Source organism: Zavarzinia sp. (assembly GCF_041650655.1).
Taxonomy (GTDB): domain Bacteria; phylum Pseudomonadota; class Alphaproteobacteria; order Zavarziniales; family Zavarziniaceae; genus Zavarzinia.
Window position 1 is genome coordinate 1 of sequence record NZ_JBAZKR010000247.1, and the last position, 2,871, is coordinate 2,871.

6 protein-coding genes are annotated in these 2,871 nt (G+C 65.3%); 5 read left to right on the forward strand and 1 reads right to left on the reverse strand.

The genetic code is table 11. The features are described 5' to 3' along the window. A partial coding sequence (locus tag WC493_RS22995) for an FAD-dependent oxidoreductase (RefSeq protein ID WP_373068935.1) occupies window positions 1–923 on the reverse strand: 923 nt, incomplete at its 3' end. A gap of 81 nt (window positions 924–1,004) precedes the next feature. Between WC493_RS22995 and msrB the strand changes: the two genes are divergently transcribed. The 5 genes from msrB to WC493_RS23020 all read left to right on the forward strand — a co-directional run. After that, window positions 1,005–1,409, forward strand: a complete 405-nt coding sequence (gene msrB / locus WC493_RS23000) for a peptide-methionine (R)-S-oxide reductase MsrB (RefSeq protein ID WP_373068937.1) — start codon at window positions 1,005–1,007, stop codon at window positions 1,407–1,409. 17 nt (window positions 1,410–1,426) lie between these two features. After that, the gene (locus tag WC493_RS23005) at window positions 1,427–1,963 is read left to right on the forward strand and encodes a septation protein A (protein WP_373068939.1); all 537 of its coding nucleotides are present in this window, start codon (window positions 1,427–1,429) and stop codon (window positions 1,961–1,963) included. After that, a complete protein-coding gene (locus WC493_RS23010) occupies window positions 1,963–2,268 on the forward strand; it encodes a YciI family protein (RefSeq protein WP_373068941.1) in 306 nt (101 codons plus the stop codon). Before WC493_RS23005 ends, WC493_RS23010 begins: the two co-directional genes overlap by 1 nt. Further along, entirely contained in the window at window positions 2,265–2,528 is a 264-nt protein-coding gene (locus tag WC493_RS23015) for a BolA family protein (protein WP_373068943.1), read from the forward strand. The genes WC493_RS23010 and WC493_RS23015 overlap by 4 nt, the downstream gene beginning before the upstream one ends. A 31-nt stretch (window positions 2,529–2,559) precedes the next feature. Continuing rightward, window positions 2,560–2,871, forward strand: a 312-nt coding sequence (locus WC493_RS23020; RefSeq protein WP_373068945.1) for a hypothetical protein, incomplete at its 3' end; no start/stop codon positions are given.

A 2,871-nucleotide genomic window follows, 5' to 3' on the forward strand; every position in this document is an offset into this window, starting at 1 on the left:
TGCCCGAGGCGGGAAATCACTATCTTGTGTCCGTCGTCGGTGAGGCTCACCGATGGCGCCGCCGCGCCGTCGGGCAGCGTCAGCGTAGCCGAATAGCCCTTGGCCGGGTACACCGGCAGGCGCAGACCGAGCGGCCGCAGCAGCAGCGGCGAGTAGCTGCCCAGCGCCAGCACGGTCAGGTCGGCCCTGACGACTTCCGCCGAAGCCAGGCGCGCGCCGGCGAAGCGGTCCCCATCGCGCAGCAAGGCGGTCACCGTTTCGCCGTAGCGGAAGCGCACACCGCGTGCCGCGGCATGCTGCGCCAGGGCCTCGGTGAATCGCCTCGCATCGCCCGATTCATCGCCGGCCGTATAGGTGCCGCCCACCACGGGGACCCGCGAGCCCGCCAGCGCCGGCTCTATCGCCAGGCACTCGGCCGCCGTCTTCGGCACCCGGTCGCAGCCGAATTCGCGCATCAATGCGGCCTGCGGCAGCGCATGCTCGAATTCGGCGCGATCGGTATAAAAATGCAGGGTGCCGCGTTCGAGATGGTCGTATTCGAGCGCCAGTTCCCGCCGCAGCGCCTGCAGTGCGGCGCGGCTCGCCAGCCCGAGGCGCACGATGGCGCCGACATTGGCCCGCGTCCGCGCCGCCGTGCATTCGCGCAGGAACCGCAGGCCCCAGGCCCATTGCGCCGGATCGGCCCGCAGGCGCCACAGCAGCGGAGCGTCTTCGCGCCCCAGCCATTTCAGCGCCTTCCACGGGGCTTGCGGATTGGCCCAGGGCTCCGCGTGGCTGACCGAGATCTGGCCGCCGTTGGCGAAACTGGTTTCCTGCGCCGGCAGCGGTTGCCGCTCGATCACCGTGACGTCGTGGCCATCCGCCGCGAGGTACCAGGCGCTCGTCACGCCGACCACGCCGGCTCCGAGCACGGTCACGCGCATCGCATCGTCCCGAACTTTTTAGTGCTTCGCCTGCTCTGAATCCCCATGGGCCGGATTATAGTCAGCGCCCCGGAGGGACTCATGAGCAATAAACCGAAGATCACCAAGACCGACGCCGAATGGCGTGCCCAGCTCACGCCCATGCAGTACCACGTCACCCGCGAGAAGGGCACCGAGCGCGCCTTCAGCGGCGAATACTGGGACAGCAAGGATCCCGGCACTTATCGCTGCATCGGTTGCGGCGAGCCGCTGTTCGAATCGGCGACCAAGTTCGATTCCGGCTGCGGCTGGCCCAGTTTCACGGCCCCCGTCGATGCGCAGGGCATCACCGAGATCGACGACCACAGCCATTTCATGCGTCGCACCGAGGTCGTCTGCAGCCACTGCGGCGCCCATCTGGGCCATGTCTTTCCCGACGGCCCGGCGCCGACGGGCCTGCGCTACTGCATAAACTCCGCTTCGATCGACCTCGACAGGAAGAAGTAACCGCTACAATCCCGCCCATGAAATTCCTATTCGACCTCTTCCCGATCATCCTGTTCTTCGCGGCCTTCAAGGCATTCGATATCTACATCGCCACCGGCGTGGTGATCGCCGCCACGGCGGCGCAGATCGGCTGGGTCTGGCACCGCCACGGCAAGGTGGACACCATGCTCTGGATCAGCCTCGCCCTGGTCGTGGTGTTCGGCGGCGCGACCCTGGTCCTGCACGACGAAACCTTCATCAAGTGGAAGCCGACCGTGCTCTACTGGCTGTTCGCGACCACCCTGTTCGGCTCCGCGCAATTCTTCGGCAAGAACCTGATTCGCGCCATGCTGGAAAAAGAAGTGCAACTGCCGGAACCGCTATGGAGCCGGCTCAACCTGGCCTGGGCAGGTTTTTTCGCGGTCATGGGCGTGGCCAACCTGTGGGTCGCCTTCAACTTCAGCACCGACACTTGGGTCAGCTTCAAGCTCTTCGGCGGCATGGGCCTGATGATCGCTTTCATCATCATCCAGGGCGTCGTGCTCGCCAAATACATCCCCGAGGAAAAGCAGTAATGCTCTACGCAATCGTCGGCGAAGACGTGCCGAACAGCCTTGAGAACCGCCTCGCCGCGCGCCCGGCCCACCTATCCCGTCTGGTCGAGCTCGAGGCCGCCGGTCGCATGGTGCTGGGCGGGCCGTGTCCCGCGATCGATAGCCCCGATCCGGGCCCTGCCGGATTCTCAGGCAGCCTGATCGTCGCCGATTTCGACTCGCTCGCCGCGGCGCAGGCCTGGGCCGACGCCGACCCGTATGTCGCCGCCGGCGTCTATGCCCGTGTCACGGTGCGTCCCTTCAAGCAGGTATTCCCCCGGTCATGAACGTGATCGACATGATGCGGGAGAAGCTTGCCGCGCTGGAACCCGTGTCCATCGACATCATCGACGACTCGGCGAAGCATGCCGGCCATGCCGGCGCCAGGAGCGGCGGCGGCCATTTCCGGCTCGCCATTGTCTCCCCGCGCTTCGCGGGGTGCAGGACAATGGAAAGACATCGCTTGGTGTATGATGCCTTGGGCCCGTTGATGAAGAAGGAGATTCACGCACTCGGCATCGACGCGAAAGCCCCCGACGAAAAATGACAAACCCGCAAAACATAAATCAGGAACCACGATGAATCGCACTCTCCTCAATGCCGTCCTGCTAGCCTTCGCCGTATCGGTGAGCGCAGCTCCCGCCTTTGCCCAGAAGAAGGAATCGGCGACATTCGCCACCGTCAATGGCAAGGCCATCCCCAAGGTCCGCGCCGATGCGCTGCTCGCCGGCCAAGCAGCCCAGGGTCAGCCTGACTCGCCGGAACTGCGCAAGGCGGTGATGGAAGAGCTCGTGCGCCGCGAAATTCTGACGCAGGAATCGATCAAGAAGGGCTTCGACAAGAAGCCCGAGGTTCAAGGCCAGGTGGAACTTGCCCGCCAGGGCGTGTTG

Coding starts and splice junctions, on each gene's coding strand:
- WC493_RS23005 (WP_373068939.1), top strand. CDS start 1,427: ATGAAATTCCTATTCGACCTCTTCCCGATCATCCTGTTCTTCGCGGCC.
- WC493_RS23010 (WP_373068941.1), top strand. CDS start 1,963: ATGCTCTACGCAATCGTCGGCGAAGACGTGCCGAACAGCCTTGAGAAC.
- WC493_RS23015 (WP_373068943.1), top strand. CDS start 2,265: ATGAACGTGATCGACATGATGCGGGAGAAGCTTGCCGCGCTGGAACCC.
- msrB (WP_373068937.1), top strand. CDS start 1,005: ATGAGCAATAAACCGAAGATCACCAAGACCGACGCCGAATGGCGTGCC.